Source organism: Planomonospora parontospora (assembly GCA_014647935.1).
Lineage (GTDB): Bacteria > Actinomycetota > Actinomycetes > Streptosporangiales > Streptosporangiaceae > Planomonospora > Planomonospora parontospora.
Genome location: BMQD01000006.1, coordinates 149,957 through 176,375, shown reverse-complemented (window position 1 = coordinate 176,375; position 26,419 = coordinate 149,957). Strand labels below are relative to the sequence as shown.

The 26,419-nt window shown below is 70.6% G+C and carries 29 protein-coding genes and 1 tRNA gene; 19 read left to right on the top strand and 11 right to left on the bottom strand.

The window, feature by feature from the left end:
• Positions 1-28: 28 nt before the first annotated feature.
• Entirely contained in the window at positions 29-415 is a 387-nt protein-coding gene (locus tag IEZ07_RS11830) for a VOC family protein (protein WP_191894796.1), read from the top strand.
• Between the two features lie 169 nt (positions 416-584).
• Here IEZ07_RS11830 and IEZ07_RS11825 read toward each other — a convergent pair whose 3' ends face one another.
• Positions 585-1,112: a MarR family winged helix-turn-helix transcriptional regulator gene (locus IEZ07_RS11825; protein ID WP_191894795.1), complete on the bottom strand. Its 528-nt coding sequence runs from the start codon at positions 1,110-1,112 to the stop codon at positions 585-587.
• Positions 1,113-1,187: 75 nt separating this feature from the next.
• Here IEZ07_RS11825 and IEZ07_RS11820 point away from each other — a divergent pair, with 75 nt between their 5' ends.
• Positions 1,188-2,453, top strand: coding sequence for an amidohydrolase family protein (locus IEZ07_RS11820; protein ID WP_191894794.1), 1,266 nt, complete (start codon positions 1,188-1,190; stop codon positions 2,451-2,453).
• Between the two features lie 36 nt (positions 2,454-2,489).
• On the opposite strand, the gene IEZ07_RS11815 is transcribed toward IEZ07_RS11820, so the two are convergent.
• Positions 2,490-2,720, bottom strand: coding sequence for a hypothetical protein (locus IEZ07_RS11815; RefSeq protein WP_068898634.1), 231 nt, complete (start codon positions 2,718-2,720; stop codon positions 2,490-2,492).
• Between the two features lie 207 nt (positions 2,721-2,927).
• On the opposite strand from IEZ07_RS11815, the gene IEZ07_RS11810 reads away from it, so the two are divergent.
• Positions 2,928-4,739 (top strand): bifunctional serine/threonine-protein kinase/glutamate ABC transporter substrate-binding protein, encoded by a 1,812-nt coding sequence (locus tag IEZ07_RS11810; RefSeq protein WP_191894793.1) that lies wholly within the window; start codon positions 2,928-2,930, stop codon positions 4,737-4,739.
• A 22-nt stretch (positions 4,740-4,761) separates the two neighbouring features.
• Here the strand turns inward: IEZ07_RS11810 and IEZ07_RS11805 are convergent, their stop codons facing one another.
• Together IEZ07_RS11805 and aceE are read right to left on the bottom strand one after the other, a co-directional pair.
• A complete protein-coding gene (locus IEZ07_RS11805) occupies positions 4,762-6,285 on the bottom strand; it encodes an alpha/beta hydrolase (protein WP_191894792.1) in 1,524 nt (507 codons plus the stop codon).
• A 90-nt stretch (positions 6,286-6,375) separates the two neighbouring features.
• Entirely contained in the window at positions 6,376-9,123 is a 2,748-nt protein-coding gene (gene aceE / locus IEZ07_RS11800) for a pyruvate dehydrogenase (acetyl-transferring), homodimeric type (protein ID WP_191894791.1), read from the bottom strand.
• A gap of 254 nt (positions 9,124-9,377) precedes the next feature.
• Between aceE and IEZ07_RS11795 the strand changes: the two genes are divergently transcribed.
• The 7 genes from IEZ07_RS11795 to IEZ07_RS11765 all read left to right on the top strand — a co-directional run bounded on the left by IEZ07_RS11795 (position 9,378) and on the right by IEZ07_RS11765 (position 12,702).
• Complete coding sequence (locus IEZ07_RS11795; RefSeq protein WP_084008555.1) at positions 9,378-9,572, top strand: DUF1918 domain-containing protein; 195 nt, start codon at positions 9,378-9,380, stop codon at positions 9,570-9,572.
• Positions 9,573-9,582: 10 nt separating this feature from the next.
• A complete protein-coding gene (locus IEZ07_RS11790; RefSeq protein WP_191894790.1) occupies positions 9,583-9,999 on the top strand; it encodes a secondary thiamine-phosphate synthase enzyme YjbQ in 417 nt (138 codons plus the stop codon).
• A gap of 139 nt (positions 10,000-10,138) precedes the next feature.
• The gene (locus IEZ07_RS11785) at positions 10,139-10,567 is read left to right on the top strand and encodes a DUF3052 domain-containing protein (protein ID WP_068898622.1); all 429 of its coding nucleotides are present in this window, start codon (positions 10,139-10,141) and stop codon (positions 10,565-10,567) included.
• 99 nt (positions 10,568-10,666) lie between these two features.
• Positions 10,667-11,137: a peroxiredoxin gene (locus tag IEZ07_RS11780; RefSeq protein ID WP_068898620.1), complete on the top strand. Its 471-nt coding sequence runs from the start codon at positions 10,667-10,669 to the stop codon at positions 11,135-11,137.
• 56 nt (positions 11,138-11,193) lie between these two features.
• Entirely contained in the window at positions 11,194-11,508 is a 315-nt protein-coding gene (locus IEZ07_RS11775) for a hypothetical protein (RefSeq protein WP_191894789.1), read from the top strand.
• A 121-nt stretch (positions 11,509-11,629) separates the two neighbouring features.
• Positions 11,630-12,595 (top strand): ROK family protein, encoded by a 966-nt coding sequence (locus tag IEZ07_RS11770; RefSeq protein ID WP_191894788.1) that lies wholly within the window; start codon positions 11,630-11,632, stop codon positions 12,593-12,595.
• 32 nt (positions 12,596-12,627) lie between these two features.
• Positions 12,628-12,702, top strand: a tRNA-Val gene (locus IEZ07_RS11765).
• Positions 12,703-14,570: 1,868 nt separating this feature from the next.
• On the opposite strand, the gene IEZ07_RS36195 is transcribed toward IEZ07_RS11765, so the two are convergent.
• Together IEZ07_RS36195 and IEZ07_RS11755 are read right to left on the bottom strand one after the other, a co-directional pair.
• Entirely contained in the window at positions 14,571-14,771 is a 201-nt protein-coding gene (locus IEZ07_RS36195; RefSeq protein WP_191894787.1) for a hypothetical protein, read from the bottom strand.
• Positions 14,772-15,091: 320 nt separating this feature from the next.
• Entirely contained in the window at positions 15,092-15,484 is a 393-nt protein-coding gene (locus IEZ07_RS11755) for a hypothetical protein (RefSeq protein WP_191894786.1), read from the bottom strand.
• Between the two features lie 177 nt (positions 15,485-15,661).
• Here IEZ07_RS11755 and IEZ07_RS11750 point away from each other — a divergent pair, with 177 nt between their 5' ends.
• Entirely contained in the window at positions 15,662-15,868 is a 207-nt protein-coding gene (locus tag IEZ07_RS11750) for a hypothetical protein (RefSeq protein WP_191894785.1), read from the top strand.
• A 74-nt stretch (positions 15,869-15,942) separates the two neighbouring features.
• On the opposite strand, the gene IEZ07_RS11745 is transcribed toward IEZ07_RS11750, so the two are convergent.
• Positions 15,943-16,503, bottom strand: coding sequence for a DUF6461 domain-containing protein (locus tag IEZ07_RS11745; RefSeq protein ID WP_191894784.1), 561 nt, complete (start codon positions 16,501-16,503; stop codon positions 15,943-15,945).
• A 355-nt stretch (positions 16,504-16,858) separates the two neighbouring features.
• Here IEZ07_RS11745 and IEZ07_RS11740 point away from each other — a divergent pair, with 355 nt between their 5' ends.
• Positions 16,859-17,434: an SMI1/KNR4 family protein gene (locus IEZ07_RS11740; RefSeq protein ID WP_191894783.1), complete on the top strand. Its 576-nt coding sequence runs from the start codon at positions 16,859-16,861 to the stop codon at positions 17,432-17,434.
• A gap of 492 nt (positions 17,435-17,926) precedes the next feature.
• Here IEZ07_RS11740 and IEZ07_RS11735 read toward each other — a convergent pair whose 3' ends face one another.
• Positions 17,927-18,487, bottom strand: coding sequence for an SMI1/KNR4 family protein (locus IEZ07_RS11735; RefSeq protein WP_191894782.1), 561 nt, complete (start codon positions 18,485-18,487; stop codon positions 17,927-17,929).
• 343 nt (positions 18,488-18,830) lie between these two features.
• Between IEZ07_RS11735 and IEZ07_RS11730 the strand changes: the two genes are divergently transcribed.
• The 5 genes from IEZ07_RS11730 (at position 18,831) to IEZ07_RS11710 (ending at position 22,478) form a co-directional block, all read left to right on the top strand.
• On the top strand, positions 18,831-19,325 hold the full coding sequence (locus tag IEZ07_RS11730; protein ID WP_191894781.1) for a GbsR/MarR family transcriptional regulator: 495 nt from the start codon (positions 18,831-18,833) through the stop codon (positions 19,323-19,325).
• Complete coding sequence (locus tag IEZ07_RS11725) at positions 19,315-20,172, top strand: alpha/beta fold hydrolase (RefSeq protein WP_239319817.1); 858 nt, start codon at positions 19,315-19,317, stop codon at positions 20,170-20,172. Before IEZ07_RS11730 ends, IEZ07_RS11725 begins: the two co-directional genes overlap by 11 nt.
• A gap of 110 nt (positions 20,173-20,282) precedes the next feature.
• Positions 20,283-21,482, top strand: a complete 1,200-nt coding sequence (locus IEZ07_RS11720) for a sensor histidine kinase (protein ID WP_191894780.1) — start codon at positions 20,283-20,285, stop codon at positions 21,480-21,482.
• Between the two features lie 35 nt (positions 21,483-21,517).
• On the top strand, positions 21,518-22,210 hold the full coding sequence (locus IEZ07_RS11715) for a response regulator (RefSeq protein ID WP_191894779.1): 693 nt from the start codon (positions 21,518-21,520) through the stop codon (positions 22,208-22,210).
• Between the two features lie 70 nt (positions 22,211-22,280).
• Positions 22,281-22,478, top strand: coding sequence for a hypothetical protein (locus tag IEZ07_RS11710; protein ID WP_191894778.1), 198 nt, complete (start codon positions 22,281-22,283; stop codon positions 22,476-22,478).
• A gap of 214 nt (positions 22,479-22,692) precedes the next feature.
• Here IEZ07_RS11710 and IEZ07_RS11705 read toward each other — a convergent pair whose 3' ends face one another.
• Positions 22,693-23,259, bottom strand: a complete 567-nt coding sequence (locus tag IEZ07_RS11705) for a peroxiredoxin-like family protein (RefSeq protein WP_191894777.1) — start codon at positions 23,257-23,259, stop codon at positions 22,693-22,695.
• A gap of 69 nt (positions 23,260-23,328) precedes the next feature.
• Between IEZ07_RS11705 and IEZ07_RS11700 the strand changes: the two genes are divergently transcribed.
• Positions 23,329-23,976, top strand: a complete 648-nt coding sequence (locus IEZ07_RS11700; RefSeq protein ID WP_068898591.1) for a TetR/AcrR family transcriptional regulator — start codon at positions 23,329-23,331, stop codon at positions 23,974-23,976.
• On the opposite strand, the gene IEZ07_RS11695 is transcribed toward IEZ07_RS11700, so the two are convergent.
• Positions 23,951-24,715, bottom strand: coding sequence for a poly-gamma-glutamate hydrolase family protein (locus IEZ07_RS11695; protein ID WP_191894776.1), 765 nt, complete (start codon positions 24,713-24,715; stop codon positions 23,951-23,953). The two genes, IEZ07_RS11700 and IEZ07_RS11695, sit on opposite strands and share 26 nt — an antisense overlap.
• 313 nt (positions 24,716-25,028) lie before the next feature.
• On the opposite strand from IEZ07_RS11695, the gene IEZ07_RS11690 reads away from it, so the two are divergent.
• Complete coding sequence (locus IEZ07_RS11690) at positions 25,029-25,343, top strand: MmcQ/YjbR family DNA-binding protein (RefSeq protein ID WP_373868852.1); 315 nt, start codon at positions 25,029-25,031, stop codon at positions 25,341-25,343.
• A 28-nt stretch (positions 25,344-25,371) separates the two neighbouring features.
• Here the strand turns inward: IEZ07_RS11690 and IEZ07_RS11685 are convergent, their stop codons facing one another.
• Positions 25,372-26,403 (bottom strand): polysaccharide deacetylase family protein, encoded by a 1,032-nt coding sequence (locus tag IEZ07_RS11685; RefSeq protein WP_191894774.1) that lies wholly within the window; start codon positions 26,401-26,403, stop codon positions 25,372-25,374.
• Positions 26,404-26,419: the final 16 nt, after the last annotated feature.

Below are 26,419 nucleotides of genomic sequence, written 5' to 3'. Positions count from 1 at the left end.
GAGGAAATCGCTTCGAGAGGGACACCTGATGATCAACACCGTCGCCTGGTTCGAGATCGCCACCGACGACCCGCAGGGCGCGGAGAAGTTCTACGGCGAGCTGTTCGGCTGGTCCTTCGCCACCGACGAGGGGTCGGCGAAGAACGGCATCGACTACCGGCTCGTCGGCTACCCCGACGGCGACGGGCCCAGGGGCGGCCTGTACGCCAGCGGCGGGGCGTTCCCCGGCCACGCGGTCTTCTCCGTGGTCGTCGCCGACACCGAGGCCGCCTGCGCGCGGGTGGAGAGCCTGGGCGGGGAGGTCGTCCGCAAGGTCGTCGGCAACGAGCACGGCCCCGACTTCGCCTACGTCCGCGACGTCTCGGGCAACCTGTTCGGCGTCTTCACCCCGCCGGGCGCGGCGGCCGGGGCGTGACCGCCGGGGCGGCCGGTGCTCCGCGCGCCCCGGATCCGCTCCGCGGGCGCGCACCGGCCCGCCCGCGGGGTCGCAGGCCGTCCTCAGGGTCCAGTTCCGCGGGCGCACACGGTCCGCGGAGTCGCAGGCGGCCCTCAGGGTCCGTTCCGCGGGCGCGCGCGGCGGGCCCTCACCGGTCGGCGCGGGAGGGGCCCGGCCGGTCGCCGAGGGCGAGGAGCACCTCGCGCAGGAGGCCGGCCAGGGTCTGCGCGGCGGGTCCGGGCACGTCCGCGAAAAGGTCCCGGTGGGCCCTGCCGGTCGCCGCGACGAGCTCCTCGGTCAGCCGGACGCCCTCGGGGGTCAGCCGGACCCAGGAGCTGCGCCCGTCGGCGGGGTCGGGCTCACGCTCGGCGAGCCCGGCGGAGGTGAGCCGCTGCAGGATGTTGCTGGTGCCGCCGGTGGTGAGCGAGGACAGGGAGGCGAGCCGGCCGGGCTTGAGGCGGTACGGGGCGCCGGCCCGCCGCAGCGTCGCCAGGACGTCGAAGTCGGCGTAGGTCAGGCCGTATCCGCCGAGCACGGCCTGGGTGGCCTCCTCGATGCGGTGCTTCAGCCGGGCGACCCGCTTGACGATCTCCAGCTCGACGGTCGCGGCCCCCGGCAGCTCGGTCTGCCAGGCCGCGACCAGCTCGTCGACCCGGTCCATCTCTCCCCTTGCCATGGGGTTGAGGGTATCCCTCCGGCCTGATAGCTTTCAGAAAAGCTTTTCTGATTGCTATCGAAAAAGGGGTGTGCCGTGCGCCTGCTCATCACCGGCGGAACCGTGATCGACACCGAACCGGAGCCGCGGACCCTGCCCGGGGCCGACGTGCTCGTCGAGGACGGGGTGATCGCCGCCGTCGGCCCGGGGCTCGGCGCCTCCGCCGCGCCGCCCGCCGACCGGACGATCGACGCCACCGGGATGCTCGTGCTCCCCGGATTCGTCGACACCCACCGCCACCTCTGGCAGAGCGCCCTGCGCTCCGCCGCGGCCGACGCGACGCTCGGCGACTACCTCGCGCTCGTGCTCGGCCGCCTCGCCCCCGCCTACCGGCCCGAGGACGTCCACGCCGCCGGCCTGTGGGGCGCGCTGGAGGCGCTCGACGCCGGGGTCACCACCGTCTTCGACTGGTCGCACATCCAGTCCACCCCGGAGCACACCGACGCCGCGATCCAGGCCCTGCGGGACTCCGGCATCCGGGCGGTCTTCGGATACGCCCACCCCGCCCCCGGCACGCGCCGGGAGGACGAGGTACGGCGCACCGCCGCGCTGCTCGGCACGTCCGGCCAGGTCACCCCGGCCCTCGCGGCCATGGGGCCGGTCTACGGACCGCCGGACGAGGCACGGGCCGACTGGCGGCTCGCCCGCGAACTCGGGCTCCGGGTCAGCCTGCACGCGACCGGGGCCGGCGCGGCCGAACGGCTGCACGACGCCGGGCTGCTCGGCCCGGACACCGTGTTCGTGCACGGCAACGGGTTCACCGACGAGGCCGTGAAGCTGATCGCCGACAACGGGGCCGCCGCCTCCGTGACACCGGCGGTGGAGATGCAGATGGGGCACGGTCATCCGGAGACCGGCAGGTTCCGGCGGGCCGGGATCCGCACCGGGCTCGGCGTCGACACGGTGGTGGACGCTCCGGGGGACATGTTCGCCGTCATGCGCGCCGCGTTCGCGGCCGAGCGGGTGCGCGGGGGCGCCCTGACCGCCGCCGAGGTGCTCCGGATGGCCACGATCGAGGGGGCGGCCGTGCTGGGCCTGGAGGACCGGGTCGGCTCGCTGCGCCCCGGCAAGCAGGCCGACCTGGTGCTGCTGCGCACCGGCACGCCCCGCCTGGCCCCGGTCCACGACCCGGTCGGCGCGGTGGTCACCGCCGCCGGGCCGGGCGACGTGGACACCGTACTGGTCGCCGGACGGGTCGTGAAGCGGGCGGGCCGGCTGCTCCACCCGGATCTGCCCGCCGTGCTCGACCGGGTGTCCCGCTCGGCGGCCCGGCTCGCGGCGGCGGCCGGGACGGGTGCCTGACCTCCTCCCGGGCGCCGGACCGCACCGGGGAGGACGTCACGACGGCCGGATCCGGTCCGCGGCGACGACCACGACGACGCCCAGGACCGCCAGGATCAGGTTCGCGAAGATCTCGTATCCGGCGAAGAAGTCCACCCGCTCGACGACCACGCGGTTGAAGAAGTTGAGGAACGGGCTCATGAACGGCTGGACGGCCACCTGGTCGATGGTTCCGCTGACGCCCTGGAGGACCAGGAGGACCCCCAGCGCCTGGATGGGACTGCGCATGAGCCGACGGTAGGAGGGCCCGGACGACGCGGGGATCGGCCGACGGGATCGACCTCCCCGACCGAGGTAGCGTCTTCGGCACGTACCCCGCCGACGAAAGTCGCGGTACGGCGGTACCGCTGTGATCTCGATCCGGCCGCCGCCCCGGCCCCGGCCGCCCGCGATGTGTAATGTTCGGGCAAAGCGCCGTGTCACGAGGGGTCGGCGATGTCGGAGATCGTGCCGCTGCGGCCGGGGGACCCGCCGCGGCTGGGGGAATACGAACTGCGGGGCAGGCTGGGGGAGGGCGGTCAGGGGGTCGTCTACCTGGGGGAGTCCGGCAGCGGTGAGCGCGCCGCGGTCAAGCTGCTGCACGTCCGCTTCACCGGGGAGGCGCACGCGCGCTCCCGCTTCGCCCGGGAGCTGGCCGCCGCCCGGCGGGTGGAGGCGTTCTGCACCGCCCGCGTGCTCGCCGCCGACCTCGACGGCGAGACCCCGTACATCGCGAGCGAGCTGATCGACGGCCCGTCGCTGCGCCGGATCGTCGAACGCGAGGGACCGCTGGCGGGGGAGGCGCTGGAGAAGCTGGCGATCGGCACGATCACCGCGCTGGCCGCCATCCACCGCTCGGGGATCGCGCACCGCGACTTCAAGCCCGACAACGTGCTGCTCGCCCCGGACGGCCCCCGGGTCGTCGACTTCGGCATCGCGAAGATCATCGACGAGAGCGGGACGATCACCACCCGGGCGGTCGGCACCCCCGCCTACATGGCGCCCGAGCAGATCGCCGGGGAACGGGTCGGCCGCCCCGCCGACGTGTTCGCCTGGGGATCGACGATGGTCTTCACCGCCACCGGCAGGGCGCCCTTCGGCGGCGAGACGATCGTGGCGACGCTCAACCGCGTCATCAACCACGAGCCCGACCTGAGCGGGCTCCCCGACGGGCTGAGGGCGGTCGTCGCGGCCTGCCTGCGCAAGGACCAGGCCCGCAGGCCCACCGCGGACGAGGTGCTCAGGCGCCTGCTGGGCCATCCGGCCGAGGACGGCGCGGAGGTCTCCGACGAGGTGCTCGCCGAGGGCGTCCAGGCCGCCACGGCCGGCCTGACCCGCGACGGGGCCGGGGACCCGGCCCGGCGGTTCCCCCGGCGCCGGCCCCTCGTCCTGGGCGGGGTGGCGGCCGCGGTCGCGGGCCTGGCCGCCGCGTTCGCCCTCGTCCGGCCCGACCTCCCGTCCGGCGCCGCGGCCACGCCCGCGCCCGTCTCGCCGTCCGCCACCTCCCCGGCGCCCGTGCCCTCCACCGGCTCGCCGCTGCTCGACCGGATCGCGGCGGAGCGGAGGATCACCATCGGCTACCGCCCGGGCCTGCCCGGAGTCGCCCTGGGCAGCCCTCCGGCGGGCTTCGAGATCGAGGTGGCCCGGCGCATCGCGGCCGAGCTGAAGGTGCCCGCCGGCCGGGTCGTGTTCAAGGACGTGGGCGTGAACCGCGAGGCCGCGGTCGAGAGCGGCGAGGTGGACCTGGTCGTCGCCAACCTCTCGATCGACCCCAGGACCCGGCGCAGGGTGGCCTTCGCCGGGCCGTACTACCTGGCCCGGCGGGACGTGCTGGTGCGCGCGGGCTCGGGGATCTCCTCCCTGGAGGACCTGCGGGGCCGGCGGCTCTGCGTCCCGCACGGCTCGACCACCGCCGCGCTGATCATCGACCGGGTGGCCGGCGTCGAGCGCGTCGAGGCGCCTGACATGGCGGACTGCGCCGCCAAGGTGGCCGACGGAACCGCCGACGCGCTGCCCGGCGACGACCTGGTGGTCGCCGGGTTCGGCGCCCGGCTGAACGGGCGGTTCAAGGTCGCCGGCCTCAGGCTCACCCGCGAGCCGTACGGCGTGGCGCTCCGGCAGGGGGATCGCAGGGCCTGCGAGGCGATCAACAGGGCCGTCGCGGCGATGTACGCCGACGGGACCGTGGCGGAGCTCCTGGACCGCCACTTCGGCTCGGTGGACTTCCGGTTCGCGACCGGGCGGCCCCGCCCCGAGCGCTGCCGGTAGCCGCCGGGGCAGGGCGGGGCGGCTACGCGGGGCAGGTGGTCCCCTCCGCGGGGACCTTCCCCTCCAGCAGGTAGGCGTCGGTGACCTTCTTCACGCAGGCGTCGCCCGACAGGTAGGCGCCGTGCCCCTCGCCCTTGTAGGTGACCAGCACGCCCGTCTTCAGCTGCGCGGTCAGCTTCGGCCCCCATTCGTACGGCGTGGCGGGGTCACCGGTGCCGGCGATCACCACGATGGGGGCGGAACCGGAGGCGTCGACCTTCGAGGCCGCGTCGTCGCCGGGGACCGGCCAGGACGAGCAGATGGTCCCCATGCCGGCGCTGCCGAACAGCGGGGAGATCTTCAGCGCCTGCTTCTCGGTCTGCAGCAGCTCCGCGTCGCCGGGCCGCTCGGCGGTGTCCACGCAGCTGATGGCGGGGAAGCTGCTCATGACCGTGCTGTAGGAGCCGTCGGAGCCGCGGCCGGTGTAGCTGTCGGCCAGGAAGAGCAGCCCGCGGCCGTCGCCCTTGACCGCCAGGGCCAGGACCTGGTCGAGGAGCGGCCAGGTCTGCTCGGAGTAGAGGGCGGCGGCGATGCCGGTGCCCGCCAGCCCCTGGGTGAGCTCCCGGTCGCCGACCTTGAGCGGCTCGTCGTTCAACCGGTCCATCAGCGCCTCGATGTTCCGGTTCGCGGTGTCGGCGTCCGGGCCGATCTTGCACTGGCGGTCCTTGACGCAGTCCTTCAGGAAGGCCTCGTAGGCCTTCTGGAAACCGGCCGTCTGGACCAGGGTGCGCTCCTTCATCGAGACGCTGGGGTCCAGCGGGGCGTCCAGCACGAAGCGGCCCACCTTCTCGGGGTAGCGGGTCGCGTAGACCGCGCCGAGCTGCGTGCCGTAGGACATGCCGAGGTAGTTGAGCCGCTGGTCGCCCAGCGCCGCGCGGATGCGGTCCATGTCCTGGGCGGCGTTCACGGTGCCGACGTGCGCCAGGACCTTCCCGGAGGTGTTGCCGCAGGCGGCGGTGAACTCCTCGGTGATCCGCTCGATCTCCGCGCGCTCGGCCGCGTCCTCGGGCACGCTGTCGACGGAGGTGAACTCGTCCATCTCCGCGGTGCCGCCGCACCGGACGCCGGAGCTGCGCTCCACCCCGCGCGGGTCGAAACTGACCAGGTCGTAGCGGGCGCCGAGGGAGCCGAGGGCCTTGGCGGCCTGGGCCAGGGTGTCGACGCCCGAGGCGCCGGGACCGCCGAAGTTGAACAGCAGGGAGCCGATCCGCTGCCCGGGGCCGGTGGCCCTGATGCGGATGAGGGCGAGGTCGATCGTCCCGGCGGCGGGGTCGGCGTAGTCGAGCGGCACGGCCAGCTTCCCGCACTGCTGGTCCGGGGCGGGGGTGGCGACGCCCTGGCCGTCGGCGCGCTTGATGTCGGTGCAGGGTCCCCAGGAGATCGGGCCCGACGGTGCGGCGGACCCGCTCGGGGCGGCCGTCCCGCCGTCGCCGCCGTCCCCGCCGCTGCAGGCGGCCAGTGCCGCGGCCAGCGCCGCGGTCGCGGCCGCCGCCCGGATTGCTCGCATGACGTGCTCCCCCTCCGCGTCATCCCGGACAGGGCACCCGTCCCCGTTCCGGGTGGGGCCTCCACCTGGGAGGTCCCACCCGGAAGGATCTCACAGACCCATCGACTGGGTGTCGTTGCTCTCGGCGCCGCCGGCCTCGGTGACGCCGTTCTTGAGGTGGTAGCGGGAGATGGCCTCGCGCAGCACCTCCTCGTCGAGCTCGCCCCGCCGGGCGAGCTGGGTGAGCACGGCCAGGGTGATCGAGGCCGCGTCCACATGGAAGTGGCGGCGCAGCGCCGAGCGGGTGTCCGACAGGCCGAAGCCGTCGGTGCCGAGCGAGGTCCAGTCTCCCGGCACCCACTGGGCGATCTGGTCCTGCACCGCCCGCATGTAGTCGCTGACGCCCACGAACGGCCCCTGGGCCTTCGACAGCGCCCGGGTGACGTACGGCACGCGCTGCTCGGCGTCCGGGTTGAGCAGGTTGTGCTCCTCGACGGCCAGCGCCTCGCGGCGCAGCTCCGACCAGGAGGTGGCCGACCAGACCTCGGCCGCCACGCCCCACTCCTCGGCCAGCATCCGCTGGGCCTCCATCGCCCACGGCCCGGCCACGCCGGAGACCAGGATGTTGGCCTTCGGGCCCTGGACCGCCGGCGCCGGAGCGAACCGGTAGAGGCCCTTGAGCAGGCCGTCGACGTCCAGGTCGGCGGGCTCGGCCGGCTGCAGGTAGGGCTCGTTGTAGACGGTCAGGTAGTAGAAGACGTTCTCCGGCGTCTCGCCGTACATCCTCCGCAGGCCGTCCCTGACGATGTGCCCGATCTCGAACGCCCACGCCGGGTCGTAGGAGACCGCCGCGGGGTTCGTCGAGGCGATCAGGGGCGTGTGGCCGTCCTCGTGCTGCAGGCCCTCGCCGTTCAGCGTGGTGCGGCCGGCGGTGGCGCCGAGCAGGAAGCCCCGGCCCATCTGGTCGGCCAGCTGCCACATCTGGTCGCCGGTGCGCTGCCAGCCGAACATCGAGTAGAAGATGTAGATCGGGATCATGTGCTCGCCGTGCGTGGCGTACGACGTGCCGGCCGCGATCGTCGAGGCCATCGAACCGGCCTCGCTGATGCCCTCGTGCAGGATCTGACCCTCGGTCGACTCCTTGTAGGACAGCAGCAGCTCCCGGTCCACGGCCTCGTAGGTCTGGCCGTGCGGCGAGTAGATCTTCGCGGTCGGGAAGATCGCGTCGAGGCCGAAGGTGCGGGCCTCGTCCGGGATGACCGGCACGAAGCGGTTGCCGATCTCCTTGTCGCGCATGAGGTCCTTGAGCAGGCGGACGAACGCCATGGTGGTGGCGACGTTCTGCTTGCCGGAGCCCTTCTTGAGCTGCGCGTAGGCCGCCTCGCCGGGGAGCTTGATCGGCTTGGCGCGGAGCGTGCGCCGGGGCAGGAAGCCGCCCAGCGCCGCGCGGCGCTCCTTCATGTAGGCGATCTCGGGGTCGTTCTCGCCCGGGTGGAAGTAGGGCGGCAGGTCGGCGTCGAGCGCCGAGTCCGGGATCGGCAGATAGAGCCGGTCGCGGAACTCCTTCAGCTCGGCCTTGGACATCTTCTTCATCTGGTGCGTCGCGTTGCGCGCCTCGAAGTCCTTGCCGAGCGTCCAGCCCTTGATGGTCTGGGCGAGGATGACCGTCGGCTGGCCGACGTGCTCGCGGGCCGCCTTGAAGGCCGCGTAGACCTTGCGGTAGTCGTGGCCGCCGCGCGAGAGCTTGCGGATCTCGTCGTCGGACAGGTGCTCGACCATCTTGCGCAGGCGCGGGTCGCCGCCGAAGAAGTTCTCGCGGATGTACTCGCCCGACTCGACGGAGTAGGTCTGGAACTGGCCGTCGGGCGTGGTGTTCATCTGGTTGACGAGCACGCCGTCGACGTCGGCCGCCAGCAGCGGGTCCCAGTCGCGGCCCCACACGACCTTGATGACGTTCCAGCCGGCGCCGCGGAAGTAGGTCTCCAGCTCCTGGATGATCTTTCCGTTGCCGCGGACCGGGCCGTCGAGGCGCTGCAGGTTGCAGTTGATGACGAAGGTGAGGTTGTCGAGCTCCTCGCGGGCGGCCACGCCGATCGCGCCGAGCGACTCGGGCTCGTCCATCTCGCCGTCGCCGAGGAAGCACCACACGTGGCTGCGGCTGGTGTCCTTGACCTTGCGGTTGAGCAGGTAGCGGTTGAACCGCGCCTGGTAGATCGCGCCGATCGGGCCCAGGCCCATGGAGACCGTGGGGAACTCCCAGAAGTCCGGCATGAGGCGAGGGTGCGGGTAGGAGGGCAGGCCGCGGAAGCCGTGCGACAGCTCCTGCCGGAAGGCGTCGAGCTGCGCCTCGTTGAGGCGGCCCTCCAGGAACGCCCGGGCGTAGATGCCCGGGGCCGCGTGGCCCTGGAAGAAGACCTGGTCGCCCGACTCGCCGTGGTCCTTGCCGCGGAAGAAGTGGTTGAAGCCCACCTCGTAGAGCGACGCGGCCGAGGCGTAGGTGGCGATGTGGCCGCCGACGTTGGTGCGGGCGTTGGCCCGGGTCACCATGACCGCGGCGTTCCACCGGATGTAGGCGCGGATCCGCCGTTCGACGTGCTCGTCGCCGGGGAACCAGGGCTCGCGCTCCGGCGGGATCGTGTTGATGTAGTCGGTGCTGCGCAGGCCGGGGACGCCGACCTGGTGCTCTCGCGCCCGCTCCAACAGGCGGAGCATCAAGTAGCGGGCGCGCGTGCGGCCCTCCGTCTTGACGACGTTGTCGAGCGACTCGAGCCACTCCTGGGTCTCGCTGGGGTCGACATCAGGGAGCTGACTGGGTAGGCCGTCGCTGATGATCGAGAAACGCTGGCGTCCGGAAGCCACTGGGTCTCGCCTTCCGAGGATGGACTTTTGTCTGGTGTCGGTCACCATCCATCCTGGTCTCTTGCTCCGGAAAGTGCATCTCTACTGACCGGTAACCAGGATGTCCCCGCTGGCAGGGGCAAGGATGTGGCCTAGACCACCGATCGTAGGACGAATGGATGTGAAAGGTAACACCGGGGTCGCTCTTTTCCGGAGGACCGCAGGGTACGACCCTGAAGAGGTGGCATTTCACCGGTCTCGGAAGGAGGAGTGCGATGCGCGCGACAGTGGGGGATCAGATCCTGGTCCACGGCGACACGGTCGGCCACCACGACCGGCGGGGCGAGGTCCTCGAGGTGCGCGGGAACGAGGGGGAACCCCCCTACCTGGTGCGGTTCGAGGACGGTCACACGGGCCTGGTGGTCCCAGGCCCGGACGCGATTGTCGTCCCCGCCCAGCGCGGATCATAGGATTCCGCGTGTGAGATCCCAGATGATCGAGGTGGTGACCGGCTCGCGCGAGCGGGTGCACGACATCACCGCCCAGTGCGAGGACTTCGTCCGGTCGTGCGGGGACGGCGGCCTGGACGGCCTGCTGCACGTCTTCGTGCCCCACGCGACCGCGGGGGTGGCCCTGATCGAGCTGGGGTCGGGCAGCGACGACGATCTGCTCGCCGCGCTCGCGGACCTGCTCCCGGCCGACGACCGCTGGCGGCATGCGCACGGATCTGCGGGGCATGGGAGGTCGCATGTCATGCCGGCCCTCGTCCCCCCGTACGCCACCGTCCCGGTCCTGGCCGGGAGACTCGCGCTGGGCACGTGGCAGTCCGTCGCCGTGGTGGACCTCAACGTGGACAATCGCGAGCGGCGGGTCCGGTTGTCATTTCTGTCCGGCTGATTCATCGGACTAATTCACGTGTAGCCCAGTCGTTGCCGTGGCGACCGTTGACGACTGAGGGTCACAGCGTGTGGACTGTGCCGAAGCACTGTGAGCACCGCCCGCAAGAGGCGGGGCCATCGAAGCAGGAGGGACGAACGTGAGCGCGACCGCGGGTCAGGCGCAGGGCGAACGCAGCCTGGCCGAACGGCTCGGCCTCAAGCCGGGTCAAGTGGTGCAGGAAGTCGGATGGGACGAGGACGTCGACGACGATCTGCGCGACTCCGTCGAGGAGCTGACCGGCAACGAACTGGTCGACGAGGACTACGAGGACGTCGTCGACATCGTGCTGCTGTGGTGGCGGGACGGAGACGGTGACCTGTTCGACGCCCTGAGCGGGGTGGTGACCAACCTGACCGACGGCGGCCAGATCTGGCTGCTCACTCCCAAGGCCGGTCGAGAGGGCCACGTGGAGCCCAGCGACATCGGGGAGGACGCCACGACCGCCGGTCTCTCGCAGACCAGCAGCATCAGCGCCGCCCCCGACTGGTCGGGGACGCGGCTGGCCACACCCAAGGCGCGCCGGTAAGGGGTCCGGTAAGGGTCCCCCTGCCGTACGGCTCGTGTGAGCCGTACGGCAGGATGATGGTGTGCCCATCGGCCGTCGGGGTGAAGGGATCCAGCGGACATGCCAGTGCACACGGCGGTCGAGGTGGGTTCGCCGGCTCCGGACTTCGAGCTGAGGGACCAGCACGGTGCCCCGGTCAGGCTCTCGGACCACCGCGGCCGCAGGGTCCTGCTGATCTTCTACCCCTTCGCGTTCAGCGGTGTCTGCCGCGGTGAGCTCTCCGCGGTCCGGGACGAGTTCGTCCCCGCCGTCCCCGAGGACGTCCGGGTCCTCGCCGTCTCGTCCGACTCGGTGTTCGCCCTCCGCTCCTGGGCCGACCAGGAGGGCTACGGGTTTCCACTACTCTCCGACTTCTGGCCGCACGGGCAGGTCGCCCGGGCGTACGGTGTGTTCGACGAGGAGAAGGGTGCGGCGCTGCGGGGGACCTTCGCCATCGACGGCGAGGGCGTGGTCCGCTGGCGCGTGGTGAACCCGCTCCCGGAGGCACGTGACATCGCCGAGTACCTCAAGGTGCTCGCCGAACTTTCCTAAGCGGTTATCCGGCGGGGTCCTTCGGATCCGCCGACCTCGACCACTCGGAGGCGATCATGCCCTGCTTCTCGTGCGGGGCCCGGCAGACCGACCCGGTCCGCGGCGCCAGCCCCTGGAAGCGCGGGGTGCGCCGGCAGGCCCAGGTGCTCATCTGCCCGGACTGCCAGCGCGTGCACGACCTGGACCTCGACACCTGCTCCTCGTGCGGGTCCATCGCGCTCATCTGCCGGCTCGGGGAGGTGGAGTGCCGCTCCTGCGGCGCCGTACGGCTCGCCGAGCGGTCCCAGGCGGACCCCGAGCGGCCCGACGGCCTGGCCGACGAGGTCGCGGCGGCGCTGGACCGCGTGCTCGGACGGTTCTCCCCGGCCTGACCCGCCTGGCCCGGGCCAGGGCGACCTGCCCTGGGTTAGGGTGAGTCGCCGCAAAGAGGACAGGCGACGTGTCCTGCCCCACAGGGGGACGCGTCCGCTCCGGTGATCGGGAAAGGCCGGAATGAGCGAGTACGTGGTGGCCGTGGACGTCGGCGGCACCTCGATGAAGGGCGGGCTCGTCACCCGCTCCGGCACGGTCGCCGCGACCGACCGCCGCCCCACCGGGGCCGAGCTGGGCCCGGGCAACGTGATCGCCGCCGTCCGCTCCTTCACCGGCGACCTCGCCGCCCGCGGCGCGGAACTGTTCGGGACGGCGCCCGCGGCGGCCGGCATCGCGGTACCCGGGCTCGTCGACGACGCGACGGCCACCGCGCTCTACGCCGCCAACCTCGGCTGGCGCGACGTTCCCGCCGCCGAGCTCGTCCCCCTGGACGTCCCGGTCCTGCTCGGCCACGACGTGCGCACCGGCGGCCTGGCCGAGAGCGTGCTCGGCGCCGGCCGGGAGCTCTCCGACTTCCTGTTCCTGCCCATCGGCACCGGCATCGCGGGCGCGATGGTCATCGGCGGCGGACCGTACGGCGGGACCTCCGGCTGGGCCGGCGAGATCGGCCACGTCCCGGTCTTCCCGGAGGGAGAGCAGTGCGCCTGCGGCCAGATCGGCTGCCTGGAGACCTACGCCTCGGCCTCGGCCGTCTCCCGCCGCTACTCGGCCCGCGCGGCGTCCCCCGCCACGGCCGAGGAGGTCGCCGCGCTGACCGCGGCCGGAGACCCGCTGGCGGCGAAGGTCTGGGACGACGCGGTCGAGGCGCTCTCACTCGCGCTGGCGACCTACACGCTCCTGCTGGACCCCTCCGCGATCGTCCTGGGCGGCGGCCTGGCCGAGGCGGGCCCCCTCCTGGCCGACCCGCTGGCCGTACGGCTCGGCAAACGGCTCACCTTCCGCACGGCCCCGCCGCTGCGGAAGGCCGCCCTGGGCGTCGCCGCGGGCATGCTCGGCGCGGCCCTGCTCGGCTGGCGCGCGGCCGGGGTGCCGGAGGCGGGGGCCTCGTGGTCGCCCGATGTGTCGAGAACCCCCGCTGTGCCGTAAGGTTGTATCCCGTCTGTGCGACGGGATTCCCCGGGCGCTTAGCTCAGCGGTAGAGCGCTCGCCTTACAAGCGAGATGTCACTGGTTCGAACCCGGTAGCGCCCACCAGCCAGAACGCCCCGTTTCCGATCATGGAAACGGGGCGTCGTGCCATTAACATGCCATTAGCTCAGTCGGGTGCAGCGCCATCACCCATGCTGCACGACGACGACGTAACCGACTTCCGAGCGGCCCGAGCCGTTGCACTCGCGGCACCAGATCACTTGATCCAGGCTGTCCCAGCCAGAACCGGCGCACTCCTGGCACCGCCCGCCGTCATCATGTTCCCGCGCGGCTCTCGCCATGATCTACCCCTCTCGTGACCTCTCGGTTCTGCTTGTTCCTCGGTCCGTGCTCCCCGCATCACGCGTCCATCGACTGAGCATCGAACGGGAGTAGCCGGTGAGCTCTTCGATCCGCCGATACGGCACGCCCGCCCTGATCGCTTCCTCCACCCGCGGGCGCAAGGCCGTATCGAGTCCCGCTAGCTGCCTCACCACCGCCAGCCGAACGGTCCCCAGATGCGCGATGCTGGCGACGGCGTCTGCTATTTGCTGCTCGGGGGAAACGTCGGGCTCCTGGCCGATTTCATTCGCGGGCGCGTAGATGTAACGCCCTTCGGGATCAACGAAATGGACCTGAGGCACGGACGCGTCGGGATGAACCGCGTCGCGCTCTCGTCGTCTCTGACGCCTTCCCATGTCTTGAGTCTAACGGTCTGTCTCAAGTGAGACAGTATCCTCAAGGTGAGACGCTTCTTTTCATGTATGGCCGTTTGCCGAGAGCGGGCTTGCTGACGTGACCTGTCGTCGTTGGCGCAGCTCATCACCGCTCTCGGAAGTTCCTCAACCTCCGCATGCAGCCCGTTGCCGAAAGCGACCCTGCCGACCCGCCTTACCGGTATCGGGATCACGTCGCCCTGGTTGCCGGAATCCGCTCAGCGTCCGGGCACAGTCGACTGCCGAAAGCCGAGTATTGCCGAATTGCCCTTATGGATATCAAGCGGCGGCGCGCCGCGCCGCCGTACCTCGGCCCTCTGCCGCCCACCGTCCGGGCGTGCGGCGTGGGCGCCGGTCCCGGCCGGCGGCGCCCCGGGCCGCCCACCGACCCGCGTGCCCGCCGTAACCGACGCCCTCGCCGACCACCGGCCCGCCCCCGCTCCGGCTTCCTCGCCAGGCATATGATCAACCTGTCGACAGGAGCAGGTCATGACCCTCTATCCGTTCGCGCTCTTCACTCTTCTTGTGCTCGTAGCAGCGGTCGTCATCCCCGTTGTGATAGCCATCGCACTTATCCGGCTCTTTCGAAACTGACGCCTCCGGCGGGGGACTCCGCTCCGGGATGATCGAGGCTGTCGATCAGGGAGCCGTAGTCGGCTGAGGTAGAGGCCTGATCTTCCCGTCTGCCACGTCCCAGGCAAGCCCAACAGCTCGACTCCTCCGGATCAAGGCCGTCTGTGATCGTTGACGTCCAATGACCGAGGAACGTCTACCGGCTGACGTACACGCGAAGACGGCCTTGACCCTCCGTCCCCGAGCTGTTGCCCCTCCGGGGTGGGACGAGGCAGACGGGAAGATCAGGCGGGGGAGGAGTGTGCAGGTTGGCACCTCAGACAGGCGAGGTTGAACGCCGTGCCATTAGCGTGCCATTCGAGGCCGGGAAGGAGGTTCGATCCTCATGATCCGGAGGCCCGCTGACGTGCGGTGAGAGGCATGATCACCGTGCCATTAGCGTGCCATTAGCCGACGCGGAACAGGGGAGACAGGGGACCACTCCAGCAGGTGAATCCGCAGGTCAGCGGCCCGTCAATGGCGATCATGGCTCCTTACAAGCGAGATGTCACTGGTTCGAATCCGGTAGCGCCCACCAGCCGAAACGCCCCGTTCCTGATCTCGGGAACGGGGCGCCGCGCCGTGGCCCGCTGATCGACGTTGCCGTCAGCTCTCGTCGAACAGGTCTTCCAGCATGAGGCGAGCACGGTCGGGAACGGGTTCGTCGGGAAAGATCTCCGTGCAGAGGGCAAGGACCTCGGCTACGGAGCCGAGCGCGAGTCTCTCGACGAGGGTGCGGATGTCGCCGGTGTCACGTCGCCGAGCAGCCAGGACTTTCATCGCGAGCAGGTGCTCTGCTGAAGCCACGGACACACGCAGTCCGGATGGTCGAAGACCCGGCGGGCCGAACCGTCCGTGCCGGGGGCGACATAGGCGCTGGCCTGCTCGTTGAGCCACCACGACGGTAGCCCGAGTTCGGACGCGACTGCTCGTGCCTCGTCCAGGACGACTCCATGGGGCGAAGACGGCGTCGATGTCCCGGGTGGAGCGTCGGGCGTCGTAGGCGAGCGCCATGGCCGCTCCACCGAACACATAAAGATCGGCTACGACTCCGCGCTGGGCGAGACGATCACCAAGCCGTCGGAAAGCGTCTTCGATCGCAGTCCGGTCGAGAAGAGGTGCGTCGCTCACGCGACCTCCAGCTCCTGAGGGTGGATGAAAACACCACGGCGGCGGAAGGACGCGGGAGCGTGAACGAAGGCGTCCACGCGGGCGGCCGGGGTGTTGAAGGGAAACCAGAAGCGCCGGAGCCGCCGGGTCTCGGTCCACGAGGGGGCTCCCGCGCCGTCCCTGGCCGCGAGGTGTTCGGCGAGCGCGGCGAGAAAGACGTCCCATCGAGTGTCACCGGTGCTTGGAGGTTCCATGGCCAACAAGCTCATCCGAGCAGAAGACGGCTCGTGGCGGTACTCCTCCAGAAACTCGGCGATCAAGCGCCAGCGTGTCTCCTCGTCAGGATGATCGGTCAGCCAACCCGCGAGCACTGCGATAGAGGCGGCCTGATACTGCTGTGCGCGCTTCATGGTTACAACGTTAGTCCAATACCGAGGGCGTGACCGGGCCGTCAGTGTCGCCCGTGAAGCCGGAGATGGTTGCGACCTCGTCGATTCCCCGGCACATCGGCTCCAGATCAAAGGCCTCATCTCCACACCGAGCTGCGCCGTCCGCTGTGTGCCATACCGCTGCCCAGCGAGGTTCTGGTGCGCTACGACGCCACGCATGTCCGAGAACCGGCACTGCGCCTTTCCTGGCTGGCCTTGGCTCTGGCTGACGCCAACGAGCCGGAGGAGGCGGTGCACACGGCCTCCCGGATGCTGCACCTGTCCGCCGGTCTGACCAGCGGCCGCACGACCCAGTGCGCTCGCGTGATTCTGGCCCGGCTCAAGCCGTGTGCCGATGTCCCTTAGATACGTGAATTGCCGGCCCGCCATCCCATGAGCGCCTGAGATCCTCGGCGAACTGGTCTTCCCACGGATGCCGATCAATCCTCACGAGGTTCGGTGCGGTAGGAGCACAGCTCCAGCATCTCCGGAGAGAAGCGGAGACCGGTGATTTTGCTCGCCAGGGCGAATGACCTCTCGATCGGGGAACCGATGTCCGGTCCGTCGATGTCGTGATCGGGATCCAGGCCGACCTCGCGCATCTCCTCGACGAGGCGGTCTGGATCGATGCCTGATCGATCTTCCGGGAACATCGGTTCAAACTGGACGACGGGTTCGCCGTCGACGATGTAGACGAAGGTGTCCGAGGCGCAGTCGTGGCGGGAGACTGAAACGATCTCGGTTCCCCTCCCGACCCGGGTGTATATCTCGGGGGTGACAGCGAGCTCCCATCCTCCTGGTTCGACGACCAGGGTCCAGTCGCCCATCTTCGCGGTGCCGATGTAATCGGCTGTGCCGCACCCCTCCGTGGTGTTCCCGTCCCCGCTGAACCGGCGGAGGACCTCCTCCGGGGTGAGATCCCGGACGAATGACACACAGTAGATCTCATCGAGGTCTTCGCAGTCGGAGAGCCAGCGGAACTCTCCGAGATACTCGGTCATTGTCGCTCCTTAATCATGCGGTACGAACTATTGCAAGTACTGCATGCTGGAAAAATATAAGACCTGGTCGGGTGGAGGGATTCGTGCGACGAATATCCTTTTATCGGCACGGTGCAAGGGGTCGTGAACGCCAGGGGACTTCTCGTTGCGTGCACTGAATCACAAGCAGAACGTAGACCGCGGCCGTGTGCTGCGATCATTCTACGCACATTATCGGGTCGGCGGGGACAATCAGTTCTGGGTGTCGATCACCTCTTGGTCGCCAGTTGCGCGGGAGAGGGCCCCTGCCGGCCCTCTCCCGGTTCGCCGAGCTGTCGGGCGACGCATTCTTGTCCCGCAAGTTTAGGATGCACCCATGAATCCCCTCGGCGCTTCCCGTTATCCATGGGCCGATCGTCTCCGTGCCGCCTATGCGGGGCCGTACATGTCCCCGGATGAATCAGATTGGCTGGGAATGGCTCCTGCCGACGAAGCCGAGATTCGTCGGCAGGAGCAGCGTCTGGGCCGGCCTCTGCCCCCCAGTTATCGAGAGTTTCTTCTGGTGAGCAACGGCTGGGACCAGGACTCCTTCACCAGCCTTCACCTGCTGCCGATAGCCGATGTCGGCTGGACTCGTGATGTCGCCCCGCATCTCGCACACGGGTGGGGCGTTCCCCTGGACGCCTCGGCACCGGAGTTGCCCGCCGGATATTCCTTCGACTACGACGCGCCGCAAGACCCGGACGACTTCGAACCCGTTGACCATATTCCTCACACCCTGCATATCTCTGAGGATATTGAGGGTCACATCTATCTGCTCAATCCGCACGTCATCACCGACGGTGGCGAGTGGGAGGCGTGGTATATCGATACGCTGTACGAATCCAGGGGCATTCGTCTCCGGTCGTTCTGGAATTTGATGGAGCACGCGTTCCAGGGCAAGCTGCACTGACTTTTTCATCTTCAAGTGGATCGGTGGTTTTGAAATACGGCGATGGCCTTGATCAGGTGTCCGGCTTTGCTTGTCCCTGCGCCGTGGTTTCGGAGGATGCGCCGGCTCACCGAGTCTGCGGAGCTTGGTGCGGGATCGGTTGGCCCGCTCCTGTGAGCCGGGTTTGTTCTTATCCGGCAGAGGGTGATCGCCGTCTCGGCTACCGCCCCCTGATAAGCCTTGTCGGCAGAGTGATGCCGGTCGTGGCCGTGACTGGCGGCTTCCGCGCCCCGGCGCACGTCCGATTTTCAGAGGGTCGGCGTGAACTCGTTCTGTTGATCGTCCGGAAGGGCTTCTTCGATCTTGCCGTTCATCGCGTCGGCGATCTTCCGGCCGGCTTCCGCCGTACGGTGCTGATAGATCAGCACGGCCCGCACCGAGTCGTGCCCATCCGCTCCATGAGGTTCTTCGGGCTCGCGCCCGAGCGGGCGAAGCTCGACGACGGATGGGACATCAGCGTGCGTAGCGCATTCGCAGCTCGTCCATTGCGAGGTCCCAGAAGGACCTGTAACGGTTGGCGCCCGGTTTCCACGGCGCGAGATGCCAGGCTTCCCACTCACCTTCAGAGGTCCTGACGTGGGGATTGAGGAGAGCCACTCCGTCATCCCAGTAGCCGATCAGAAGGGTGCCGGGCACATACTCCCCTCTGTAATGGATGGAGTCCTGCTCCTGTCCGTAGACGAAGTAGAGCTCGTCGGGCACGCTCCAGGAGTCCTCGGGCTTGGGTGCCGACCAGCTCTCGGCGATCGAGGGATCGGCATCGCGGAGCCAGCCGGCTGCTTCGACGCGTAGCAGGCAGCAGTCATCGTCATTGCCCCATCCATTGGCGGACAGGAGGAACTGCCGGTAACTCGGCGGCAGCTCCACGCCCAGCCGCTCTTCAAGATCGCGGACCTCTGCTCCGGTGGCGGGAGGATGCAGATCGCCGAGTGGACTGACCGCCGGGTGATCGGAACCCTCGGTCACCGAATGCCTTGCAGGGAAGCGTTCAGGCCATGCGTACTGGGCACTCATCGTGCAGAAGGTATCCCTTTCGAATGGCTGCTGCACGTACAGCGCAAAGCCAGAGCCGCCCCTCCCGAAGGAGCGTCGTTCTCCTGATGCGGTCTTGGGGATGTCCTCTGGATGGCCAACTGGGTGGCAACGACCGGGGACACGGCTGGACACCGGTGGACGGCCAGGGATCGTAGCGGAAGCCGGTCCCATCGATCGACCGGGCACCGTGCCGGACCTCCTTCGCGGCCACGGCCGCACCGGCCGGGCCGACTCCGGCGAGGGCGACCGGCCATCGCGCATCGGCTGGAGAATAACCGTGCAGTTATCGCAGTCATCACTGCAATAACTGTAAATTCGTACCGTGATCGATCCGTCGGACGCCGAACTGGACTTCGTGGACGAAGTCGCAGCCTTCTTCGCCCGCGAGGGCATGCCCCTGATCGCCGGCCGTGTCATCGGCTGGCTGCTCATCAGCGATCCGCCGGAGCAGAGCGCCGCGCAGCTCGCGGACGTGCTGCGGGTCAGCCGGAGCTCCATCAGCAGCGCGACCCGGCTGCTCACTCCCAGCGGTCTGGTGGAGGGAGTGCGCCGCCGGGGCGAGCGGCAGGAGTACTTCCGCATCGCGGTCGACGGGTGGAGCCGGATGCTGGCCAACCGCTACGCCAAGACGGCCGCGTTCCGCGAGCTCACCGAGACAGGGCTGCGAGCCCTCGCGGACAGCACGCCCCAGCGGCGCGAACGGCTGCATAACGTCAACGAGCTCTATCGTTTCCTCGAGGCGGAGCTGCCGGCGCTGTGGCAGCGGTGGGAGACGCGCGCGAGCGCGCCGGCGGGAGAGGACGACCGTGCCGGCTGATCTGCGCAGCACCTACCTCACCTGCGCCGAGGGCAGGCTGCACGTCTACACCGCGGGCGGGCACGGATCCGCCGTTCTGCTCCTGAGCGGCGCCGGCGTCGACAACGCCCTGCTCAGCTGGCGCCACCTCATCCCGGCGCTGGCCGCGCACCACCGCGTCTTCGCGCTCGACTGGCCGAAGCAGGGCAGAAGCCTCCCCTGGACCGGGCGGGTGACGCATGATCGAATGCTCCGCTGCGTCACCGAGGTGCTCGACCACTTCGCGATCGACTCGGCAGCCCTGGTCGGTCTCTCCCAGGGCGGGGCCCTGGCGCTGGCCTACGCCATCGACCACCCCGCTCGTGTCGAGCGTCTGGTGGTGCTCGCACCCGCCGGGATCATCTCCTTCCCGCCCGTCGTGCACCAGATCCTCTGGCTCACCGCCGGATTGCCGCTGCTCAACAGGACCTTGCCGAGCCTGATGCTCAGGAGCCGCGCGGGGATCGCCCGCTTCGCCGAGCGGGCGCTCTTCGCCGGTCCCGTCCACGACTTCGAAGACATCGTCGACGAGATCCACGCAGAGGTCCGGGCGGCGGGAGCCGGCTCGTCCGACTGGCAGAACGCCTCCATCGGGCCGTTCCACATGCGGATCGACCTGCGACCCCGTCTCCATCTGATCACCTGCCCGACCCTCCTCATCCAGGGCGATAAGGACATCGGTGTCAAGCTCCGGCACACCAGGGCCGCCGCCGCCCTGATCCCGGACGCCCGGCTCGAAATCCTCGAGGGCAACGGGCACTGGTCCAACCGCCAGTCCCCCGACCGGGTCAACGCCCTCGTCGCGGAGTTCCTCGGCCCGCCTCACTGAACCGGTCTCCCGCGCGGGGGCGCTCCGGTTTCCCGGCCGGTCTCCGTACGGCGATCGATGTCAATCGAAGGATGAATGTGGATCAGGGCCGGGACCCGTAGCATGCGCTGGTGCGTGGTCGTGGCGCTGGGGCGCTCGGACGGCTGTCCGCCGTCGATCCGCTCGTGCTCGACGGTGCGCTGGCGCTGGTGATGTCCACCGGGAGCGTGCTGTGGGCGGTCTACGAGCCCGGGCGCGCCACGAGACCGGTGGACGGGCTGTCGGTCACGCTGACGGTCGTGGTGAACCTACCTCTGGCGCTGCGCAGGCGGATGCCCTTCACCGTGCTGGTGGTGTCCGTGGCGGGGGCCGTGGTCTACCACGCGCTCGGCTACCACTACGGGCTCAACAGCATGGCGCCGCTGCTGGCCCTCTACACCGTGGCCGCGCACCGCCCCGCCGCCGCCACCGCCGCGGGCACCGTACTGGTCGTCGCGGAATGGATCCATGCCGTCGATCTGCATCCCGGAATCCAGTGGTGGTCGGCCGTCGGGCAGTCCGTCCTGGTGGCCGGTGTCACGGTGTGCATCGGCGCCGGCGTGCGGCTGCTGGACGAGCGCACCGGCCGGCTGACCGAGCTGGCCGCGCGGCTCCGCGAGGAGCAGGCCGCCGCCGCGCTGCGGGCCGTCACCCAGGAGCGGGTGCGCATCGCGCGGGAGCTGCACGACGTGGTGGCGCACCACATGTCGGTGATCTCGGTACAGGCGGGCATGGGCAGGTATGTCGCCCTGGACGACCCGGTGACCGCGCACGAGACGCTGGAGGTCATCGCCGGCGCCAGCCACGAGGCGCTGGGGGAGATGCGGCGGCTGCTGTCGATCCTGCGGGTGGAGGCGCACGACGAGGACGAGGACCTCTACGCGATCACCCCGGGTCTGGGCGGGCTCACGGCGCTGCTCGAGCGGGTGCGCGCGGCCGGACCCGCGGTCGAGGCGCGCGTCGTGGGGGCGGTGCGGCCGCTGCCGTCCGGGTTGGATCTGTGCGCCTACCGGATCGTGCAGGAGTCGCTGACCAACGTGCTCAAGCACGCCGGGGCGGCGCGGGTGGAGGTGCTGCTGGAGTACGGCCCGGCCGAACTGACCGTCGGCGTCACCGACGACGGGACCGGATCTCCCGGCGTGCCCGGCTCTGGGGGCGCCGGGCACGGGTTGATCGGCATGACCGAACGTGTCAGGCTCTATCAGGGAAAGATCACTGCGGGGCCCAGGCCGGAGGGCGGGTTCGCGGTGGTGGCCGTACTCCCGTTGCCTGCACCCGCACCGGGCGGGTGACGTCCGGACGACACACTTACCTGCGAGGCGCGCGAATGGTCACCGTACTGGTGGTCGACGACCAGGTGCTGATCCGCGCGGGGCTGGCCGCGCTCATCCGCGCCGCTCCGGGCCTGGAGGTCGTCGGGGAGGCCGCCACCGGCGAGGAGGCCGTTGACCTCGCGGCGGAGCTCCGGCCCGACGTCGTGCTGATGGACATCCGGCTGCCCGGGATCAGCGGCATCACCGCGACCGAGCGCATCCTCGCGGCGGGCGGTTCCCAGGCGCCGAAGGTGCTGATCCTGACCACCTTCGACATCGACGAGTACGTCTACAACGCGCTGCGCCTGGGGGCGAGCGGCTTCCTCCTCAAGGACACCCCGCCCGAACGCCTGATCGCCGCCGTCCAGACGGTCGCCGGCGGAGACGTCCTGCTCGCCCCGAACGCCGTCAGGCGGCTGGTGGAGGCCTTCAGCGGCACGCCGGCCGTACGCCCGCGCGCGCAGCCAGGCGCGCGGCCGGAGCAGCTCGCCCCGCTCACGGCGCGTGAGGTCGAGGTGCTCCAGCTCGTCGGGCAGGCCATGTCCAACAGGCAGATCGCCGAGGCGCTGTCGCTGAGCGAGGCCACGGTCAAGACGCACCTGAACCGGCTGATGAGCAAGCTCCACCTGACCAGCCGCGCGCAGGTGGTCGTCCTGGCCTACGACTGCGGCCTGATCGAGCCCGCCGGCAGGGAGTCCCGGTCGTGACGGGACCCGCCGTCCGCCGTGCCGGACGCGTGTACGGCGGGCGGTCTTCGCCCGGAGGTCCGCCCCCGCGATGTCACCTCCGGACGAAGACCTGACCGTGGGCGGGCGCCGGACCGCGCCCGGGGACGGTTACCGGCCGACGGCCGCGTTCGCCGCCGCGACCACGGCGGCCGTGGCCGCGGCGGGAACGGCGGGCTTCACGAACCTGGGCATGCGCCGGTCTCCTCCGACGGGCCGCCCCGGAGCGGGCGGCTGCCGGAACGACTGACTGCGAATGTATCCGGCCGCCGGGACCCGGGAGTCAACCCGCTGATTGATCTTCGGGTCCGCCGGATGCGGTAGCACGCACGGCCGATGGACCGGGTGCGGTAGCCGGAGGCGGTGGCCGGCCGAGATCAGGACCTCCCACCGCCGGGGCGGCCTTCCCCGGGTGTCCGGACCCTGTGGGCGCCTCCCGCGGCGGCGGGGAGAGGACGCCGCTCCTATCGGGAACGGAGATCGCCTGCCGCCAGGGCGAGCAGTTCGTCGACCGACCACTGGTCGTAGGCGTGCTCGCCGTACTTGCACGCGACCACCCGGCCGTCGGAGGCGATCAGGAAGTCGGCGGGCAGCCCGAGCCGTCCGCCGTGCGGGCGGGCGGCCGGTGCGCGCTCCCGCCCGCGGGCGACCTGCCGAAGGCCGCGCAGGACGGCCAGGACGATCGTCCCCCACACCCGGGGGTCGAGCAGCGCGCGGGGCGCCGACTCCACGCCGAACTCGGCGTACAGCTTCTTATCCGGGTCGGCGATGACGGCGAACGGCAGGCCGGCGGCGTGCTCGGCCAGTTCGTCGGCGGGGGAGTGGAAGACCACCGCCTCGCGGACGCCGGCCGCCTCGATCCCGGCGTGGCGGGCGACGAAGGAGCGCAGGTGCAGGTTGCAGACCGGGCAGCCGGCGAAGCGCCGGAACTGCAGGTGGACCAGGCGATCCGGATCCGGGACGGCGGCCGTGCGTCCGTTGACGGCGGGCAGGTCGCGGGCGGGGACGTCGGAGCCGGGCTGGAGGCGCATGGGAGCTCCCTCATAGGTGTACGGCATACGCCTAAGATTGTAGGCGTATGCCGTACACTTTCGCGCACCATGCCCCGCCCTCGTTCCCTCACCCAGGACCGGATCGCCGCCGCCGCCCTCGCCGTCATCGACCGCGACGGGCTCGCGGCGCTGTCGATGCGCGCCGTCTCGACGGAGCTCGGTGTGAGCACGATGGCGCTCTACCGCTACGTCGACGACCGCCGGGAACTGGAAGGGCTCGTGGTCGAGCTGGTGCTCGGCGGCGTGGACGTGTCCCCGCCCTCCGAAGGGGCGTGGCAGGAGCGGATCGCCGTCCTGGTGGGCAGGATGCGAGACCACGTGGGCGCGCACCCGGAGGCCGTGCCGCTGACGATGATCCACCGGCACGGCTCGGCGGGGGTGCTGCGCTGGTCGGAGGCGGTGCTCGCGATCCTCGCCGAGGCCGGCCTCGACGGGCCGGAACGGGTCATCGCCCTGCGGGGCCTGCTGAGTTACGTGATCGGCGCGGTCCAGCTGGAGCATCTGGGCCCGCTGTCGGGCGAGGGGACGGCCGCCATGGCCGGGCTGTCCCCGGCCGAGTTCCCCCATCTGGCCGAGACCGCGGGCCACGCGCGGCTCGTCGGCGCCGACGAGGAGTTCCGCGGCGGCCTGGCCATGGTGCTGCGGGGCATCCGGGCGGGGGCCGGTCCGTTCAGGAGCCGGGGAGGGCGCGGTTGACCGCGGCGGTGTAGGCGCGGAACGCCCTGGTGCGGTTGGCGGGATCACCGATCCAGGCGCGGTCCAGCCTCCCGCCGGTGAAGAACCGCTTCCGCTGGCCGAGGCTGATCTCCAGCTGCACTCCTCTGCCCCGCCGGTTCCTGTTGGTGATGTTGTCCGGGCTCCTGCCCCTCAGGCCCGCGGGCACCGACCTGGCGACGCTGAAGCCCGCGGCGCGCAGTTCGGCGGCGATCTTCCTGATCAGCGCCGTGTCACGGCCGCCGATGTAGGTGGTCGCCCTGGAGCCGGCCGCGCCGTGCCAGGCGACGGTGTAGTCGACCCTGGACACCAGGGCGCGCGCCTTCGGCTCGTCGAACCTGTCGGCGGTGATGTGCAGGTCGCGGTTGCCGGAGGCCTTGACGGCCGTGAACGAGTAGTAGGCGTGCCGGCCGGCGCGGGCGGAGTGGTTCGCCAACTGGGTCGTCGGCGGTTCGATGGCGCCTCCGTGGACGGCGATGTGGGCCACCCGCGCCCCGCGGGGGAAGCGCTGCTCGCGCCGGTAGTCCCTGCCCTCGGTCTCGTGGGCGGCGAGCTGGGCGTAGCCGGTGTACTTGTCCGCGGGGCGGGTCCGTACGGGTTCGGCGGGAGTGACATGCGGGTGCGCCGGAGCGGCGTGCGGGTGCGCCGGAGCGGCGATCAGCGCCGGTGCCAGACCGCTCACGAGCAGGACGGCGCCGATCCGCGCACCCGTTCCCGGCATCGGTGCCTCCTGAGGTCGTCTCCGGTGGAGCGGCGCGGGAGGGGCCGTCGCGCACGCCTTCCCCTGCAGGTTAAGCGGTGGGCGCCGGCAGGAGCGGTTTGCGGGCCGGTGTGTCGGGCCGGCCGGTCGGCCGGGCTTCAGGGCTCCCGTCCTTCCGCACTTCCACTCCCTCTGCACTTCCACTCCCTCCGCCCTTCCGGTCCGGGCGGTCCGGGCGGTCGTGCGGGCCGGGAGGAGGTCCCGCGCCGCGGAAAATGTCGGCGTGCTCTGGTAGGCCTGGGCCATGGGTGTGAGCGTTGACGAGTTCCTGGAGATGCTGGACCGGCTGCCGGAGGTGAAGCAGACCCCTGGCGGTGACTGGATCGCGCTGAAGGTGCGGGGCAAGGGGTTCGGCTACCTGTGGGAGCGGACCGAGACGGTCGGCCTGAAGGCGACGATCGAGGAGCAGATCGCGCTGGTGGCGGAGCGGCCGGAGGTCTTCGAGCCCCAGTTCACTGCGGGCCGGTTCGGCTGGGTGGTGGTGCGGCTGGCGGGGATCGACGCGGACGAGCTGTTCGAGCTGGTCACCGAGGCGTGGTGCCTGACGGCGCCCAGGCAGCTGGTCGCCGCCCACGAGGCGGGACGCTAGCCGGACGCCGTCAGGGGCGCGGACGCGGTCAGCCGACCCGGCAGGAGACCGAGGGCAGGGTCTGGTTGCCGTTGTGCATGACGGTGAAGCCGAAGGTGTTGCCGCTGCCGTTGGGCCGCATCGTCATCACGTTGCCGCTGGAGTCCCAGCTGGGGCTGCCGTTCCAGGTGGCGATGATCTTCTGCGGGCTCCGCACGGTCACGGTGGCGATCCAGGAGGCGCTGCCGGAGACGGTGACGGAGGCGTTGAAGCGGTCGCCCCACTGCTGGCCGCGCGAGATCGTGGCGGTGCAGCCGCCGGGATCGCCGGTCGGAGTGGCCGTCGGGGTCGCCGTCGGGCCGCCGGTCGGGGCGACGGCCCTGCCGGTCGACGGTGAGATCATGCCGGCGCACAGGTTGCGGCTGCGCAGGTTCGCGGCGATCTGGGGGATCGCCGCGATCGTGTTCGCGTAGTTGTCGTGCATGAGGATGACCTGGCCGTTCTGCAGCCGGCCGGCCGCCTGCACGATCTGCGAGGTGCTCGCGTTGTTCCAGTCCTGGGAGTCGACGTCCCAGAGGACCTCGGTGAGGCCGAGCTGCTGCTCGATGGACCTGAGCGTGGAGTTGGTCTCGCCGTAGGGCGGCCGGAACAGCTTCGGCGTGGTTCCCGTGGCCTGCTGGATGGCCTGCTGGGTCCGCTGGAGCTCCGACTGGATCTGGGAGCCGCCCAGCTGGGTCAGGTGGGGGTGCGACCAGCTGTGGTTGGCGACCCACATGCCGGCGTCCTGCTGGGCCCTGGTCAGTGAGGGGTTGTTCTGCACGTTCTGCCCGGTGTTGAACATCGTGGCGCGCAGGCCGTTGGCCTTCAGCGTGTTCAGCAGGTTGGTGGTGGTGCCCGGGTTCGGGCCGTCGTCGAAGGTCAGGCCCACGTATCCGGCGCTGCAGTCGGCGGCGGCGGCGGTGCCCGCGGAGGAGGGCAGCGCCACGACGAGCCCGGCGGCCAGAGCGGTGAGGGCGCCCGTGACGAGCGCCTTCCGGACACGGGAGAGGCGGGTGCCGCGGGGGGTGACGGTGTCGATCATGGTTGTTCCTCCAGTG

Excerpts from the sequence above, each read along its gene's own strand:
- IEZ07_RS11755 (WP_191894786.1), bottom strand. The coding sequence starts at position 15,484 with ATGAAGCGCGCACAGCAGTATCAGGCCGCCTCTATCGCAGTGCTCGCG.
- IEZ07_RS11735 (WP_191894782.1), bottom strand. The coding sequence starts at position 18,487 with ATGAGTGCCCAGTACGCATGGCCTGAACGCTTCCCTGCAAGGCATTCG.
- IEZ07_RS11715 (WP_191894779.1), top strand. The coding sequence starts at position 21,518 with ATGGTCACCGTACTGGTGGTCGACGACCAGGTGCTGATCCGCGCGGGG.
- IEZ07_RS11795 (WP_084008555.1), top strand. The coding sequence starts at position 9,378 with ATGCGCGCGACAGTGGGGGATCAGATCCTGGTCCACGGCGACACGGTC.
- IEZ07_RS11690 (WP_373868852.1), top strand. The coding sequence starts at position 25,029 with ATGCTGGACCGGCTGCCGGAGGTGAAGCAGACCCCTGGCGGTGACTGG.
- IEZ07_RS11815 (WP_068898634.1), bottom strand. The coding sequence starts at position 2,720 with ATGCGCAGTCCCATCCAGGCGCTGGGGGTCCTCCTGGTCCTCCAGGGC.
- IEZ07_RS11710 (WP_191894778.1), top strand. The coding sequence starts at position 22,281 with ATGTCACCTCCGGACGAAGACCTGACCGTGGGCGGGCGCCGGACCGCG.
- IEZ07_RS11830 (WP_191894796.1), top strand. The coding sequence starts at position 29 with ATGATCAACACCGTCGCCTGGTTCGAGATCGCCACCGACGACCCGCAG.
- IEZ07_RS11695 (WP_191894776.1), bottom strand. The coding sequence starts at position 24,715 with ATGCCGGGAACGGGTGCGCGGATCGGCGCCGTCCTGCTCGTGAGCGGT.
- IEZ07_RS11700 (WP_068898591.1), top strand. The coding sequence starts at position 23,329 with ATGCCCCGCCCTCGTTCCCTCACCCAGGACCGGATCGCCGCCGCCGCC.
- IEZ07_RS11775 (WP_191894789.1), top strand. The coding sequence starts at position 11,194 with ATGCCCTGCTTCTCGTGCGGGGCCCGGCAGACCGACCCGGTCCGCGGC.
- IEZ07_RS11705 (WP_191894777.1), bottom strand. The coding sequence starts at position 23,259 with ATGCGCCTCCAGCCCGGCTCCGACGTCCCCGCCCGCGACCTGCCCGCC.
- IEZ07_RS11770 (WP_191894788.1), top strand. The coding sequence starts at position 11,630 with ATGAGCGAGTACGTGGTGGCCGTGGACGTCGGCGGCACCTCGATGAAG.
- IEZ07_RS11780 (WP_068898620.1), top strand. The coding sequence starts at position 10,667 with ATGCCAGTGCACACGGCGGTCGAGGTGGGTTCGCCGGCTCCGGACTTC.
- IEZ07_RS11810 (WP_191894793.1), top strand. The coding sequence starts at position 2,928 with ATGTCGGAGATCGTGCCGCTGCGGCCGGGGGACCCGCCGCGGCTGGGG.
- IEZ07_RS11805 (WP_191894792.1), bottom strand. The coding sequence starts at position 6,285 with ATGCGAGCAATCCGGGCGGCGGCCGCGACCGCGGCGCTGGCCGCGGCA.
- IEZ07_RS11685 (WP_191894774.1), bottom strand. The coding sequence starts at position 26,403 with ATGATCGACACCGTCACCCCCCGCGGCACCCGCCTCTCCCGTGTCCGG.
- IEZ07_RS11825 (WP_191894795.1), bottom strand. The coding sequence starts at position 1,112 with ATGGCAAGGGGAGAGATGGACCGGGTCGACGAGCTGGTCGCGGCCTGG.
- IEZ07_RS11740 (WP_191894783.1), top strand. The coding sequence starts at position 16,859 with ATGAATCCCCTCGGCGCTTCCCGTTATCCATGGGCCGATCGTCTCCGT.
- IEZ07_RS11745 (WP_191894784.1), bottom strand. The coding sequence starts at position 16,503 with ATGACCGAGTATCTCGGAGAGTTCCGCTGGCTCTCCGACTGCGAAGAC.